The 12,736-nt window shown below is 37.5% G+C and carries 13 protein-coding genes; 12 read left to right on the top strand and 1 reads right to left on the bottom strand.

The window, feature by feature from the left end; genetic code table 11:
• The first annotated feature begins 140 nt into the window (after positions 1–140).
• From MRBLBA3_RS18790 to MRBLBA3_RS18735, 12 genes are all read left to right on the top strand, one after another.
• Positions 141–848 (top strand): LPXTG cell wall anchor domain-containing protein, encoded by a 708-nt coding sequence (locus tag MRBLBA3_RS18790; protein ID WP_363382955.1) that lies wholly within the window; start codon positions 141–143, stop codon positions 846–848.
• A gap of 8 nt (positions 849–856) precedes the next feature.
• The gene (locus tag MRBLBA3_RS18785) at positions 857–1,492 is read left to right on the top strand and encodes a class D sortase (RefSeq protein ID WP_088008424.1); all 636 of its coding nucleotides are present in this window, start codon (positions 857–859) and stop codon (positions 1,490–1,492) included.
• A 259-nt stretch (positions 1,493–1,751) separates the two neighbouring features.
• Positions 1,752–2,666, top strand: a complete 915-nt coding sequence (locus MRBLBA3_RS18780) for a LytR family transcriptional regulator (RefSeq protein WP_033658499.1) — start codon at positions 1,752–1,754, stop codon at positions 2,664–2,666.
• A 124-nt stretch (positions 2,667–2,790) separates the two neighbouring features.
• A complete protein-coding gene (locus MRBLBA3_RS18775) occupies positions 2,791–3,462 on the top strand; it encodes a response regulator transcription factor (protein WP_363383191.1) in 672 nt (223 codons plus the stop codon).
• 11 nt (positions 3,463–3,473) lie between these two features.
• The gene (locus MRBLBA3_RS18770) at positions 3,474–4,904 is read left to right on the top strand and encodes a HAMP domain-containing sensor histidine kinase (protein ID WP_363382952.1); all 1,431 of its coding nucleotides are present in this window, start codon (positions 3,474–3,476) and stop codon (positions 4,902–4,904) included.
• Positions 4,905–4,970: 66 nt separating this feature from the next.
• The gene (locus MRBLBA3_RS18765; RefSeq protein ID WP_000826651.1) at positions 4,971–5,753 is read left to right on the top strand and encodes a DUF3919 family protein; all 783 of its coding nucleotides are present in this window, start codon (positions 4,971–4,973) and stop codon (positions 5,751–5,753) included.
• The gene (locus MRBLBA3_RS18760; protein WP_001225622.1) at positions 5,750–6,784 is read left to right on the top strand and encodes an ABC transporter substrate-binding protein; all 1,035 of its coding nucleotides are present in this window, start codon (positions 5,750–5,752) and stop codon (positions 6,782–6,784) included. The genes MRBLBA3_RS18765 and MRBLBA3_RS18760 overlap by 4 nt, the downstream gene beginning before the upstream one ends.
• 19 nt (positions 6,785–6,803) lie before the next feature.
• On the top strand, positions 6,804–8,138 hold the full coding sequence (locus tag MRBLBA3_RS18755; RefSeq protein WP_363382948.1) for an MFS transporter: 1,335 nt from the start codon (positions 6,804–6,806) through the stop codon (positions 8,136–8,138).
• A 242-nt stretch (positions 8,139–8,380) separates the two neighbouring features.
• Positions 8,381–9,565: an efflux RND transporter periplasmic adaptor subunit gene (locus MRBLBA3_RS18750; protein ID WP_363382946.1), complete on the top strand. Its 1,185-nt coding sequence runs from the start codon at positions 8,381–8,383 to the stop codon at positions 9,563–9,565.
• Positions 9,562–10,242, top strand: a complete 681-nt coding sequence (locus tag MRBLBA3_RS18745; protein ID WP_336149563.1) for an ABC transporter ATP-binding protein — start codon at positions 9,562–9,564, stop codon at positions 10,240–10,242. The genes MRBLBA3_RS18750 and MRBLBA3_RS18745 overlap by 4 nt, the downstream gene beginning before the upstream one ends.
• Positions 10,239–11,441, top strand: coding sequence for an ABC transporter permease (locus MRBLBA3_RS18740; RefSeq protein ID WP_098565036.1), 1,203 nt, complete (start codon positions 10,239–10,241; stop codon positions 11,439–11,441). The genes MRBLBA3_RS18745 and MRBLBA3_RS18740 overlap by 4 nt, the downstream gene beginning before the upstream one ends.
• 120 nt (positions 11,442–11,561) lie before the next feature.
• The gene (locus tag MRBLBA3_RS18735; RefSeq protein ID WP_098488871.1) at positions 11,562–12,242 is read left to right on the top strand and encodes a Yip1 family protein; all 681 of its coding nucleotides are present in this window, start codon (positions 11,562–11,564) and stop codon (positions 12,240–12,242) included.
• Between the two features lie 189 nt (positions 12,243–12,431).
• Here MRBLBA3_RS18735 and MRBLBA3_RS18730 read toward each other — a convergent pair.
• On the bottom strand, positions 12,432–12,736 hold a 305-nt coding region (locus MRBLBA3_RS18730), incomplete at its 5' end, for a hypothetical protein (protein WP_363382941.1).

Raw genomic sequence — 12,736 nt, 5'->3', positions numbered from 1 at the left:
GCTTTAAAAAAGGATAGAATGAGGTACTTCAAGTAGAAGCTCTTTTTTGTTTATAGTGAAAAATAAAATATAGATTATCTTCATTGGAGTACTTATGATATATTTAAATGATTAAATTTCTATAAAAAGGAGAAATAACCATGAATTTCAAAGGTGTTATGAAAAAAGGTTCATTAGTGGCTGCGCTTAGTCTTAGCTTAACAGCGTTCGCTGCAACAGCTGCACATGCAGATACGAATGGAAAAGAAGCTTCACAAAAGCTAGTAAATTCATTAAAAACTTTAAATCTTGATCACGTGGACTACTTATATACTTATTTACAAAAAACGAGCTTAACTGATCAAGAGCAAGCTCAAATTAATGCAAATGCAGCTCGAGTGAGCGAAATTCTTTCAGGTGCGAAGGATGTTATGAGTTTAAAGAATGAGCAAAAAGTAGAAATGCTTCGCTTATTTCTTGATAGCGCGAAACTTGCACATTTACAAGTTTCACTTGTAGATGAAAGTGGGAAGTCGTTAGATCTTTTAAATTATACAATTAGCAAGGATAATAACTTATTAATTCAATTAAAAGATTTAGATGGAAAGTTACTTGCGACAATTAATCCAACGAGAGAAATGGTACAAGCAGCTAATTTTAAAAATCTGGTAAATTCTTTAAAAGTTGCGATGGAAGCGAAACGTGAACTGAACGCAACAGGTCACTTTGTTCCGATGACAAATGCTGAACTGCCAAATACAGCATCTAATGAACAAACGTATATGTTAATTGGTGGCTTAATTGTACTTCTAGGTGCAGCTGCATTAGTTCCAGCAGTACGATTAGCTCGTAAGACAGAACAAGCGTAATACGTCTAATGGAAAAGAGAAAGAAAGTACGTAAGCGTAAGTCAAAATGGAGATGGGTAATCATTGGGATTCCCGTTTTCATTATTTTGTTAGGCCTTGGAATTGTTGCTTTTTTCGGATGGGAATTAACAAAGCAAACAACATTGTTAGCTCATACAGTGATTACACCGTATAAGCCAGCGGAGGCTGAAAAAGAGTTTAAACAAATTTGGTCTAAAATTCCTGATCCAGGAGAGAAGCTTGGTGAATTGAAGTTTCCTTCTCAGTCGTATGAAGTTCCTGTTGTAGAAGGAACGCATCCGAAAGAATTAAAATCAGGAGTGGGACATTTTGCTGGAAGTATGTTACCCGGACAAGGTGGAAATGTTGTACTAAGCGGACACCGAAATACGAGTTTTCGTAAGCTGGAAGATTTGAAGAAGGGTGATCAAATCAAATTCGGAACACCGTATGGTGAGTTTGTGTATGAAATAACAGACTTTAAAATTACGGGAGCAAACGATGATACAATTATCGTTCCAACTGATTATGAGACACTGACGTTAACAACATGTTATCCGTTTGAGTATATTGGTGATGCACCAGATCGCTTTATCGTGTATACAAAGCTTGTGTCTAAGCCAGATTTAGAGAAACAATCTTAGTTTGAAGTGGAAAGCCCAATTGCCATTTGTGCAACTGGGCTTTCTTTGTATTGGTAGAAGAAACTCTCCGACTTATTCAGTGCATGGATAAGTCGGAGAGTTTTTTGTATAGATAAGTGGTTATATGAGGGAATATATAAGTTAGATGTTAGATATGAAACATATCAGTATTTGATGGAGGGCGCCAATCCCATGTATAATAGGATTGGAACTTTATTCCTTTGTACGCTTATAAGGCTGATCTAAGAAAGAAGGTTACATGATGAAAAAAATTCTATTATGGATACTTGGTATTATTGTTTTTCTTGTAATTGCCGGAGGCGGTTATGCGTATTATATGTACTCATCTGTTACGGGTACATTGGATAAAATGCATACGCCACTTGAGCGGGATCATTCAACAAAACGATCTACAGATGTGAAACTTGGTAATAGTCAACCAGTTTCTATCCTATTATTAGGGGCAGATGAGCGTGGCGCAGATAAGGGGCGTTCGGATTCCATTATGTTGTTAACGTTAAATCCGAAAGATAGTTCAATGAAGATGGTTAGTATTCCTCGTGATACATATACAGAAATTGTTGGTAAAGGAAAGAAGGATAAAATCAATCATGCGTATGCATTTGGTGGAATCGAAATGTCTGTAAATACAGTTGAGAATTTCTTAGATGTACCAGTTGATTATTATATTGAAGTAAATATGGAAGGCTTCCAAGATATTGTAGACGCAGTTGGCGGAGTGGATGTGAATAATGATTTAGCGTTCACACTTGAAGGACAGACATTTGAAAAAGGAACTATCCATTTAAATGGTGAACAAGCACTCAAATATACGCGTATGCGTAAGGAAGATCCGCGTGGTGACTTTGGTCGTCAGATGCGTCAACGTCAAGTGCTAGAAGCGGTTATTAGTAAAGGTGCAAATATATCATCTATTACAAAACTTGGTACGATGTTAGAGGCTGTTGAGAAAAACGTAAAAACAAATTTAAACCAGGATCAAATGTGGGATCTTCAAAGCAACTATAAAGCTGCGATGAATAAGAAAGAAGAAATCCAAATTCCTGGAGATGGTCGCAAGCAAGATGGCATTTGGTACTATTTTGTTTCAGAGAAAGATCGTAAGGACCTTTCAAATAAGTTAAGAGAGCATTTAGAGTTACCTAAGCAGTAGTGTAAATATAGAAAGTTTTGAGAGAGTATCGTCGACAAAATATGTTCGACAATACCCTCTCTTTTTTTGTCTTATTTTTGCTATACTAAACTGTACTATAATACAGGATGGAAGGAGGAGAATGATGAAAATACTTGTAGTTGATGATGAATCGAGTATTCGTAATTTGATTCGGATGCAGTTGGAGATGGAAGGATATGAGGTATTGACGGCGGCTGATGGGAGAGAAGCTTTAGAGAGATGGAATGAGCAGCCGGATGTGCTCATTTTAGATGTGATGCTTCCTGATACGGATGGGTATGAGTTATTACGTTTATTCCGGGAGAAGGAGCGTGATATTCCGGTGCTTATGCTGACAGCGAAGAGTCAGATGAATGATAAGTTACTTGGTCTTCAGCTTGGAGCTGATGATTATGTGACGAAGCCTTTTAATTATGCGGAGCTTATTCTTCGGGTGAAGAATATGGCACGGCGCGTGACGAAGAAGGACGTTCCTTTAAATCATGAGGTGATTCGGGCTGGTGATTTACTTATTTGTCCAAAGGAACGAAAGGTTCATGTGGGTGGACAAGAGATTCAGTTAACGTACCGAGAGTTTAATTTATGTCAGTTGTTTGTTTCGAATCCGCAGCGTGTGTTTATGAGAGATGAGTTGCTTGAGAAGGTATGGGGGTTTGAGTATATCGGAAATACGAGAGCGGTTGATATTATGGTGCAAAGACTTCGAAAGAAACTCGGGAATAGTGGGGAGCATATTAAGACGATTTATGGTGTTGGATATAAGCTTGATTGCTAAAAGGTGATGATATGTCTTTAAAACGAAATATGGTGTTTGGAATAGTTGGATTGTTGATTCCAATTCTTGTTCTTTTGTATGCAGTTGTGTATATTGCACTGGAGAAGAATGTGTATCATAATGCGGCAGATTCCTTAGAAAAGTTAAGTGTGGAAGCGCAAATTTATACGATGAATTATTTAGAGAAGGAAGCGGAAGTAGAGACGTTAGGTCCCAATTCGCTTTTAATTGCTTCGTATTTAGCGAAGCGAATGGATGTCCGGGTGCAGATGATTGGGAAGAATGGAGATGTTGTTGCAGATACACAAAAAGGAGCATTACTTCATCGGAATATTGATATTGAGAGTTCTTTGAAGGGAAAGAAATCTTATGTTTTCGAGGAGGGGGACCCAGCTCCAATTCTTTTGTTTTCAAGTCCGGTTTATTATGGAAACGATGTCATTGGGAGTATTCGTTTTATAAATGAGTTAGCGGATGAGAAGGAAGTTTTAACAAATGTGAGTTGGACGTTTTTGATGACGTCGCTTTGTTTAGTAGCTGCTGGTAATTTCTTTGCGATTCGTTTGGCGAAGTCTCTTCATAAACCAATTGATCAGTTAAGGCAAATGGCGCATCGGCTTGCGAATGGGGATTATGAAAGTAAGATTGAGCTAAATGAGTATGTGGAGATTGCACAGCTTTCAGCATCCTTTAATGCGATGGCTGATGGGATTGAACTGCATATTAAGCAGCTGAAGGAAGAGAAAGAGAAACAGAAAGATTTCTTAGACCGCATTACACATGAGCTGAAAACACCGCTAACAGCGATTATCGGTTATGTCGATTTAATTCCGAAGTTACAATCGAAGGAAGATGTTCAGGAGAGTCTCCGTTATGTGACTGTAGAAAGTGAGCGTCTATTATCACTTGTAGAAGAATTACTTAAATCTTCGAAGTATGGGACGAGCACGTTTGAAGTGTCACCTACGGTTGTGAATATTAAGGATTTGGCTGAAGAGGCAATTTCGATTGTGAGACCTCGCTTGCAGCAGTTTGAAATTGAAGTTATGAATGAGTTAATGGAAGTACACGTCGTTGCGGATTTTGATAAGACGAAGCAAATTTTCTTGAATGTGCTTGATAATGCGATTAAATATAGTGATGCTACGCGAGTTCGTATGAATGTAATTATATATGAGCAGGAAGCAAAGGTTTTTGTTCATGATGATGGTATTGGTATGGATGAAGGTGTGCTTGCAGAGTGGAATGAGTCTCCGGAAGGTAAGGTGCTTCCTTCTAGTTACGGGAATGGCTATGGTTTATACATTTGTCAGGAGATTATGAAGAAGCAAGGCGGGAGTATGCGAATTGAGAGTAGTGAAGAAATGGGAACTACAATATGTATGACATTTTTACTCCCAAGACGGATGGAAGACATAAAAAACTTGAAAGCGGTTAAATGATACATTTATGAAACAATTATGCGGTATTTTCGAAACAACGTTTTTTTATCTTGGAGGTAGGCAGAAATGAAAAGGCTATCATTTCAAATTCTTGTGTTTGTCTTTTGTATGATCGTTTCTCTTATTTTGTTTTATGTTATTGAGAAGCAAATATATAATCGAATCACGATTGTAGATGACAAACAAGCCGTTTTACAAAGAGTGAATGAATCCCTTCCTACTGAAGTGAAAGTAAGGCATGAGAAGTGGGGAGAAATTGTTGTAACGGATGAAGTTCGTTTGCATACGATTGTTTCATTCTTTGACCGAATTCGAGTAGAACCGAGAGAAGCGAGGAATCAAGAACAAGTATTTACTGGAGAAGTAACGTACTTGAATGGACATAAACGTACTTTTGCAGTAGGTGACTTGTTCCAGTATGAGGCTAATGTATACGGAAAGAATGGTACGGATCCGATGATCTCAGCATTGCAAACGTATTTGTTAAGTCTGTATTATACACCAGAGCGCATTAGTAATTTCTTTGCGGAGGCAAAGGAAGTTGTAGTGAGGCAAGGGGATGTAATACGTACTATAGATCTTACGCAAATATTTGATTCTATTCGATACGCAAAGCAAATTACAGATTACGGAGAAATTCAGAAATTATTACAATCACAGAATGAACCGATTGCTTATATTACTGCTTATAAAACAGGCAAGCGTGTAAAGAATGAGCGAGAGGATATTCTTACGATTTCTGTGTATCCATCGTACTTTGTTGTGCAATACCTCGGTGATAATAACGGGAATGTCATGTATATGAAAGGCTCTCTAGCAGAGTTATTCGTAAAGGAGAATGCGTCATGAGAAAGATAGCCTTTTTCTTCTTTTTGCTAGTAATTGGAGGAGCGATGTCTAGTTGCTCTCGAGATACAACCTCTATTAAATATAATAAAAGTGGTCTCCCTATTTTGGACGATCGTCATCTTGTTGCATATGTAGCGGCCCGCGAGGAAGTTGGTGAGGCATTGCTTTCATCATTTTGTAAACCGCGAGGATGTACGTATGAATTTATTCGTCTTTCGACAGAAGAACTTCTTCGAAGAGTGGAAGAGGAATCTGGAAATCCGAAAGCGGATATTATTATTGGCGGTACAGTAGATGCACATCAAATGATGAAGCAAAAAGATCTGTCTATTCCTGTGACGAGCCAGCATGCGAATCGTATTTCAAAAACTGTTAAAGATAAAGATGGTTATTGGTACGGTTACGAAGTAGAGAAATTGGCAATCGCAATTAATAAAGAGCGGTGGAACGAAGAAATAGCACCGCTCGGTCTACCGTATCCATCCAGGTGGCAAGATTTATTAAACTCTGCGTACACTGGAAAGATTGTTATGCCAGATCCAAATGTTTCGGGTACTGCATATACGTTTTTTCAATCACTTATTGATACTTTAGGTGAAGAGGAAGCGAAGGCGTATGTGAAGCATCTTGCAGGACAGGTTGGTGAAGTAACAGTGAATGGTTACATACCAGCAGAACTTGTGGCAAGTGGTGAATATATGATAGGCATCAATTTTATGGGAGATCAGAGAATGCTTCAAAAACGAGGCTTTCCTATTTTAAGTAACGAACCTGAGCAAACAGGTTTGTCTGTCAATGCGATTTCAAAACTAAAACGTGCACCGAGTGGTATTATTGCGGATTTATTTATTGATTATTGTTTATCAGAAGAAGCGGGTCACATTTTAGAAAAAGTTTCGTTTGGCGTACCAACGATGTTTGCGAAGAATGAGAAAGAAATAGAAGGACAGCCGGTTAGAAGGACGAACCAAAATATATCAAATAGTGGAATAATCGAGATATGGAATAGACAGCGTCTCTCTCAAAAGTGAGAAAAGGAGACGAGAGTATATGTTTAAATGGCTTAAGCCAGCACCTGCAATTGAGAGATTACCAGCGGATATGATCGCTAAAGTATATACATTACTACGTATTCGTGTGCTAATCGGAATCTCAGTTGGATATGCTGCTTATTATTTAGTTCGCAGTAATTTTACGTTATCAAGTACGTATTTAGTACAAGAATATGGTTTTAGTACAGCTGAAATTGGACTACTAGGTTCAGTAATGGCGATTGTTTATGGATTTAGTAAGTTCTTTATGGGGAATTTATCAGATAAAGCTTTTGCCCAGCGCTTTATCGCAGTCGGATTATTCTTATCAGGGCTTGTAAATATTTGTTTCGGGTTTGCATCTTCTTTTGGAATGATTGTTACATTACTTGTCCTGAACGGTATTGTACAAGGTATGGGAGCACCACCTTGTAGTATCGTTATGACGAAATGGTTCTCAAAGAAAGAACGTGGTACGAAAACAGGCATTTGGAATATTTCACATAACGTTGGCGGAATGCTTGTGCCACCACTTGTCGGAATTGGTGTAGGTATCTTCGGTGAAAGTCATTGGCAAGGCGGCGTGTTTATTTTCCCAGCGATTATCGCAATGGTAATTTCAGTTCTTGTTTGGATCAATGCGAAGGATACACCAGAGTCTGAAGGTCTTCCTCCAATTGATGAGTATCGTAATGACTATGAAAATCTTGAAAAAGCAGATAATGCTAACAAGATGTCACCAAAAGAAATTTTAATGAAATACGTAGTGAAAAATAAATTTGTATGGTTCTTATGTATTGCGAATGCATTTGTTTATTTAATTCGTTTCGGTGTTATTAACTGGGTCCCACTTTATTTAACGACAGTTAAAGGTTTTTCAAAAAATGAAGCACATGCAGCATACGCAATCTTTGAAGGTATGGCAATTCCAAGTTCATTAATTGTTGGTCTTTTAAGTGATAAATTATTTAAAGGGAAACGTATGCCATTGTGTATTATTAGTATGGTTGGAGTTGTTATTGGTACGTTTGTATATTGGCAAGCAACTAGCGTACTTGTTGTAAGTATTGCAGTTTCTATTATCGGATGTTTAATTTACGTACCACAGTTCTTAATCGGTTTAAGTGCGATGGAATTAGTACCGAAATTTGCAGTAGGTACGACAGTTGGTATGTGTGGTCTGTTCGGTTATGTGGGCGGAAGTCTTGTAGCAAACGCAGCAATTGGTGTTATTGTTGATCGTTCTGGCTGGGATGGTTGCTTTATCTTACTATTAACAGGTGCAATTTTATCAACAGTCTTCTTGTTCATCGTTCAACGTGGACATGAGAGAAAAGCTCCTAAAGCGGCGTAATATTTTGTTTGAAAAGCTATCCAATTTTCATTTTGGATGGCTTTTTCTATATAATATAATCTTTCCTTAAAACTATCTTAAAAGATAAGATGTCATATTTCTAATCATTGGAATTTTTGTTACAATATAAATGAATGTGTAAAACTTTGTAAAAAGATTGTAATAATATACAATTATTTTTCAGAAAGTTTTATACAATTGTGGTGTTTATTAAACTATTAATTTATAAAGGGAGAGAGACTATGTTACCAAATACGGTTCGTACTCCAAACAAGAAGAAGAAATGGATTATTATCGGGGTTATTGCACTAATTGTTATTGTTGCAGCAGTTAATATTTTTGTTATGCAAGGTAAGAAGAAAGGCACAGCGAAGACAGATGCTGTAAGTTTTGAGATAGTGACAGAGCGTAAGCTTAATAATACGAAATTAATTTCTGGTCAGGTGAAGCCAGGGAATATTGAAAGTTTCTATGCAGATCCGACTAAAGGAAAAGTGAAAGATATTGAAGTGAAAGAAGGACAAGAGGTAGAAAAGGGAACGAAATTATTCTCTTATGATAATGAAGAAATTAATCTGCAAATGAAGCAAGCTGAGCTTGATCAGAAGATGGCTGATATGCGTTATGATCAAGGGAAAAAGAAGATTGATTCGTTGAAGAAAGAAATTAAGAAGGTGAAAGATAGCGGGGCTGGGAAAGAAGTAACAGACCCAATGGAAGAGCAAGTAAGTGAATTAGAAATGACACAAAAAACAACTGACCTTGAGAAGGAAAAAGGAAAGTTACAAAAAGAAGAGTTAAATAAAAAACAGAAAGAACTTACGATTTATAGTAATTTTGCTGGTGTTGTACAGAAGTTAGATAAAGATGCAGCGCAAAGTTCATCCCAAGCTTTAGGTGGTCAAGGAAAAGCATTCTTACAAGTAGCTTCTAAAGATCCGTTCCAAGTTCAAGGGACTTTAACAGAACTTCAAAAGTCACAAATTCAAAAGGATCAAACGTTTACTGTAACTGCGAAAGCAAATAATAAGAAGAAGTGGACAGGTAAAATTACAGAAGTAAGTGAATTCCCAACGAGTGCGGAGATGGCTCAAGCTGCTGGTGAGGGAACTCAAAATATGTCTCAATATACATATAAGGCAAGTCTTGATAGCCAAGATGGTTTATCTCCAGGTTATCACGTTTCTTTACAAGTAAATTTAGAGAATAAGACGATGATTGCTGTTCCAAGTAAGAGCATTGTAGAAAAAGGCGAAGATGCATTTGTTTATATCGAAGAAAAAGGAAAGCTTAGTAAGAAAAATGTGAAAAAAGGTGCGAATGATGGAGATTGGACAGAGGTTATTGAAGGCGTAACAGTGGGGCAAAAGGTGGTTAAAAATCCTTCCGACAACGTGTATGACGGAATGGAAGTGAAAGAGAAATGATTACGCTAAATAATATTTCTAAAACATATTATCAAGGGAAATTGGCAGTGCCGATTTTACATGGTATTAGTTTAACAATTCAGAGCGGTGAGTTCGTTTCTATTATGGGACCGTCTGGTTCTGGTAAATCAACACTTATGAATATTATTGGTTGTTTAGATCGTCCAACAGAAGGCGAATATATGCTGAATGATGTGAATATCTTAACAGCAGACGAGTCAAAGCTTGCTTTAATTCGTAATGAATATATCGGTTTTGTGTTCCAGCATTTTAATTTGCTGCCGCGTCTTTCAGCAGTAGAAAATGTTGAACTTCCGCTCGTATACGGTGGCGTGAAGAAAGCAGAGCGTCGTCAAAGGGCTTTGGAAGCACTTGGTAAAGTTGGTTTATCCGACAGAGTTCATCATTTGCCGAATGAGTTATCAGGTGGACAGAAGCAGCGCGTCGCTATTGCGAGGTCGATTGCGAATAATCCAACGTTCATTATGGCCGATGAGCCGACAGGTGCGCTTGATACGAAGTCTGGTAAGCAAGTTATGGACATTTTCACGAAGCTCAATGCAGAAGGTACGACGATTGTTATGGTTACGCATGAAGAAGAGGTTGCGGCTTATTCTTCCCGCCGTATTGTACTGCGAGATGGGAAAATTACAGAAGATAGAAGGTGTGCGGTATGAGTTTACTAGATAGTATGAAAATCGCCTTATCTTCTATTTTAGCTCATAAACTGCGTTCTGCTCTTACGATGCTCGGTATTATTATCGGTGTAGGTTCGATTATTACTGTCGTTGCAATTGGGCAAGGCGGGGAAGCGATGCTGAAGTCGAAATTCGCAGGTTCTGGTGGTAATAACCTTATGCCAATTCAATTTAAACCAGATATTAATGATGAGTTTGCTATGGGTGGATTTCAAATACCGAAGTTAACTGAAGAGGATATTTTGGAAGTAAAACAAGTGAAAGATGTTTCACACGTTATTACGACAAATCAGACGACAGAGGTGCTTGATGTAAATGATAAAAAAGCAAATCTGAATGTTATTGGTCTTGATAATGAATATTTTGCAGTTAATAAAGTAAAGGTCGTAAAGGGACGTACTTTAAATGAATCAGATATTTCTCATGCAAATAATGTTGTGATGATTAGTACAAAAACAGAAGAGACGTTATTTAAGGACGTAAACCCAGTTGGACAAATTATTGAGATGAAGGGGCAGCCAATGCAAATTATTGGTGTGTATAGATCTGATAATGAGTTTATGGGCTTTGAAATGGAAGAAGCGTTAATCCCCCTTACGTTATGGCCTGTTTTATACGGAACCGATGATATTCAAAATATCGCAATTCAAGCTAAAAATGTAGACGATTTAGAGGTAGCTGGGAAAAAAGCTATCGATGTATTAAATAGTCGTAAGCCAAGTGAAATTCCAGGTAAATATGAACTGGTGAATTTAAAAGAATTCCAAGAAAATGTTTCTAAAGTAACTGGTATCATGACGATGATCATCGGCGGTATCGCTGGTATTTCATTAGTCGTTGGTGGTATCGGTGTTATGAACATCATGCTCGTATCTGTAACGGAGCGTACGCGCGAAATTGGAATACGTAAAGCACTTGGGGCAACGCGTAGTAAAATTTTATTACAGTTTTTAATTGAAGCCGTTATGTTAACGCTTCTAGGTGGTTTAATCGGAATTGGTCTTGGATATGGTGGGGCATATATCGTTTCTACATTCGCAAAATGGCCACCGCTCGTTTCATGGGAAGTTGTCGTTGGAGGCGTACTGTTCTCTATGACACTAGGTATTATTTTCGGATTAATTCCAGCAAACAAAGCTGCGAAGTTAGATCCGATTGAAGCACTGCGTTATGAATAAGTTGTAGTAGAGAGGGACTCTCTACTACACATTACCGTTCTAGTGGGCGGTTCGTAGCCTCTAAATGAGGATGTGAACCGCCCGTTAGAACGGGATATATAAATAGAAGGAGGCGTTATAATGGAAATGAATATTAATACGCAAGATGAAGGTGCGAAGAAGCCGTCATTATTTGGAATGGTTACTTCTCCAGGCTTACAGTTTGAGAGAATGAAGACGAAAAGCCCAGTCTGGGGAGGATTTTTCTTATTTCTTTTAATGGGGACAATCTTATCAGCAGCGGTAGCTTATTTAGGGTTACTTAATACTCCAGAGCTAGCGAAGCTGGTTAAGGATGATACGACGGGGATAATGAAATGGACTACACTTGGATTTGGAGCTATTGGAGGTCTAGTTGGAACAGCTGTTGGTCTTTTTGTGGTAGCGGGATTTTATAAAGTTATTATGATGTTTATGAGCAATGATACTCCATATATGAAGATATTATCTATTTATATATATGCCAATGTTGTCTTTTATGTTGGTAGTCTTCTCAATGTAGCTTTAGGATATATTCTTGGTGGGAATGGCGCTGATAAATATACAAGTTTAGGGCCTTTATTTGAACAAGGAACACTTGCATATGGCATTGGTTCTGCATTTGAAGTCTTTAACATTTGGAGCTTAATTTTAACTGGCTTAGGCTTGCATATCGTTGCTGGTTTAAGTAAAAAACAAGCAATAATTTTAATTTCTATATTCTTTATTCTTACAATTGGGTTTAGTATGTTGGGCGGTATGTTCTCTGATTTTGGTGCATAATATGTTATTTTGAAAAGGTGGCTCTCCCTAGAGTCACCTTTTTTGTTTTTACCCCTATTTCAAGTTAACCCCATTCAAATTTAAATATAAAATGATTTAGATTATTAATGATACATTTAACCTAACGACTTTTTCTACGACTGTAAACCCTTATACTTACAAGCTTGTCGACATTCTATCCATATTTTTTTATGTTAGATGGATACACATTTTAGTTTGATTGATCAAAAGGAATCTAAGAGTATTTTTGGAATTATTGGTATCAGCCTTATCTAACAAAGCGTAAGTTCTGACTAAGTTGATATCAGCCTTATCTAACAAAGCGTAAGTTCTGACTAAGTTGATATCAGCTTTATCTAACAAAGCGTAAGTTCTGACTAAGTTGATATCAGCCCTATCTAACAAAGTGTAAGTTCTGACTAAGTTGATATCAGCTTTGTCTAACAAAGCGTAAGTTCTGACTAAGTTGATATCAGCCTTATCTAACAAAGCGT

This window comes from Bacillus sp. LBA3-1-1.1, assembly GCF_040676495.1.
In the GTDB taxonomy this organism is placed as follows: domain Bacteria; phylum Bacillota; class Bacilli; order Bacillales; family Bacillaceae_G; genus Bacillus_A; species Bacillus_A nitratireducens.
The sequence above is the reverse complement of the archived record's forward strand: the minus strand, read 5'-3'. Positions and strand labels throughout refer to the sequence as shown.

Excerpts from the sequence above, each read along its gene's own strand:
- MRBLBA3_RS18790 (WP_363382955.1), top strand. The coding sequence starts at position 141 with ATGAATTTCAAAGGTGTTATGAAAAAAGGTTCATTAGTGGCTGCGCTT.
- MRBLBA3_RS18750 (WP_363382946.1), top strand. The coding sequence starts at position 8,381 with ATGTTACCAAATACGGTTCGTACTCCAAACAAGAAGAAGAAATGGATT.
- MRBLBA3_RS18775 (WP_363383191.1), top strand. The coding sequence starts at position 2,791 with ATGAAAATACTTGTAGTTGATGATGAATCGAGTATTCGTAATTTGATT.
- MRBLBA3_RS18765 (WP_000826651.1), top strand. The coding sequence starts at position 4,971 with ATGAAAAGGCTATCATTTCAAATTCTTGTGTTTGTCTTTTGTATGATC.
- MRBLBA3_RS18735 (WP_098488871.1), top strand. The coding sequence starts at position 11,562 with ATGGAAATGAATATTAATACGCAAGATGAAGGTGCGAAGAAGCCGTCA.
- MRBLBA3_RS18770 (WP_363382952.1), top strand. The coding sequence starts at position 3,474 with ATGTCTTTAAAACGAAATATGGTGTTTGGAATAGTTGGATTGTTGATT.
- MRBLBA3_RS18755 (WP_363382948.1), top strand. The coding sequence starts at position 6,804 with ATGTTTAAATGGCTTAAGCCAGCACCTGCAATTGAGAGATTACCAGCG.
- MRBLBA3_RS18760 (WP_001225622.1), top strand. The coding sequence starts at position 5,750 with ATGAGAAAGATAGCCTTTTTCTTCTTTTTGCTAGTAATTGGAGGAGCG.
- MRBLBA3_RS18785 (WP_088008424.1), top strand. The coding sequence starts at position 857 with ATGGAAAAGAGAAAGAAAGTACGTAAGCGTAAGTCAAAATGGAGATGG.
- MRBLBA3_RS18745 (WP_336149563.1), top strand. The coding sequence starts at position 9,562 with ATGATTACGCTAAATAATATTTCTAAAACATATTATCAAGGGAAATTG.
- MRBLBA3_RS18740 (WP_098565036.1), top strand. The coding sequence starts at position 10,239 with ATGAGTTTACTAGATAGTATGAAAATCGCCTTATCTTCTATTTTAGCT.
- MRBLBA3_RS18780 (WP_033658499.1), top strand. The coding sequence starts at position 1,752 with ATGATGAAAAAAATTCTATTATGGATACTTGGTATTATTGTTTTTCTT.